At 73.3% G+C, this 1,658-nt stretch carries 1 protein-coding gene; it reads left to right on the top strand.

Annotation, left to right across the window (positions count from 1 at the left end; all coding sequences use genetic code 11):
* Positions 1–69: 69 nt before the first annotated feature.
* The gene (locus tag H5J30_RS31760) at positions 70–1,575 is read left to right on the top strand and encodes a complex I subunit 4 family protein (protein ID WP_181791045.1); all 1,506 of its coding nucleotides are present in this window, start codon (positions 70–72) and stop codon (positions 1,573–1,575) included.
* Positions 1,576–1,658: the final 83 nt, after the last annotated feature.

Here is a 1,658-nt window from a genome sequence, read left to right as displayed (position 1 = left end):
CCTCGCCCAGGCCGCCGCGGCCTTCACCGTCCTCGCCGCCGTCTTCGTCCTCGTGAGGTGACCGCCCCCGTGCTCACGGCCCTCGTCTTCCTCCCAGCCGCCGCAGCCGCCGTGCTGCTCTGCCTGCCGCGCGCCACCGGCCGCCGGGTCTTCCTGCTCAGCTGGGCCGCCGTCTCCGCCGCCGTCCTCGCGCTGACCGTCGCGCTGTGGACCGGCTACGACCACGGCGGCGGCATCCAGTACGAGACGCACGCCCGCTGGATCCCCAGCGCCGGCATCGGCTACCACGTCGGCGTCGACGGCCTGTCGCTGCCGCTGCTGGCACTGACCGCCGTGCTCTTCCCGGCCTGCGCGCTGTACGCGCTGCGCGAGACCCGCAGGGTGCGGGAGTTCGCCGCCCTGTTCCTCTTCCTGGAGACCACCTGCCTGGGCCTCTTCGCCTCGCTCGACCTCATCCTCTTCTTCGTCTTCTTCGACCTGTCGATCGTCGCGATGTACTTCGTCATCGCCGGCTGGGGCCACCCGGGCGCCGCGCGCGCCGCGCAGAAGTTCTTCCTCTACACCTTCTCCGGCTCGCTCGCGCTGCTGCTCGGCTTCATCGGCCTCTATCTCGCCGCCGAACCGCACACGTTCGACATCGTCGCGCTGGCCGAGGAGAACCCGCTCGCCGGCCGGTCCGGCCACAGCGCCCTGGTCCTGCTGGCGGTCGGCCTCGGCCTGGCCGTCAAGACGCCGACGGTGCCGTTCCACACCTGGCTGCCGCCGGCCCACACCGAAGCCCCGGCGGCCGGCTCGGCGATCCTGGCCGGGGTGCTGCTGAAGATGGGCACGTACGGGTTCCTGCGCATCGCCATGCCGCTGCTGCCGGAGTCGTGGCGCACGTACGCCCCGGTCTTCGCCGCCGTCGGCGTCGTCTCCGTGCTCTACGGGGCGCTGGTGGCCCTGGCGCAGACGGACTTCAAGCGCATGATCGCGTACACCTCGGTCAACCACATGGGCTACATCCTCCTGGCCCTCGGCGCCGCCGCCGCGCTCGGCGAGGACACCGCCGCCGCCCGCCGGCTCGCCGTGACCGGCGCGACGTACCAGATGGTCAGCCACGGGCTGCTGACCGGCGCGCTGTTCCTGCTCGCCGGCGTGCTCCACGAACGCGGCCGCACGTACGCCATGGACGCCTACTCCGGCGTCGCCGGCCGCGCCCCGGCCTTCGCCGCGCTCACCGGCGTCGCCGTCTTCGCCTCGCTCGGGCTGCCGGGGTTCTCCGGCTTCATCGCGGAGTTCCAGATCCTGGCCGGCAGCCTCGGCCCGCGCCCGGTGGCGACCGCGGTGGCCGTGCTCGGCATCCTGCTGACCGCCGCGCTGCTGGTACGGGCGCTCCAGAGGATGTTCCTGGGCCCGCTGCGGCTGCCCGACTCGCCCGGCACGCCGCGGCCGTTCCCCGATCTGCGCGCGCACGAGGCGGCGGCGATCGTCCCGCTGCTGGCCCTCGCCGTCGTACTCGGCGTCTTCCCCCGCTTCGTCCTCGACGTCATCGAGCCGTTCTCGCACACCGTCCTGGAACTCGTCGCCCGATGACCGGGACGGCGAGCGGCATGAACGAGAACCCCCTCGACCTGCTGCCCGAGGTGCTCCTCGCCGGCTCCGCCGTCCTCGGCCTG

The organism is Streptomyces phytophilus (assembly GCF_013870535.1).
Lineage (GTDB): Bacteria > Actinomycetota > Actinomycetes > Streptomycetales > Streptomycetaceae > Streptomyces > Streptomyces phytophilus.
The sequence above is the reverse complement of the archived record's forward strand: the minus strand, read 5'-3'. Positions and strand labels throughout refer to the sequence as shown.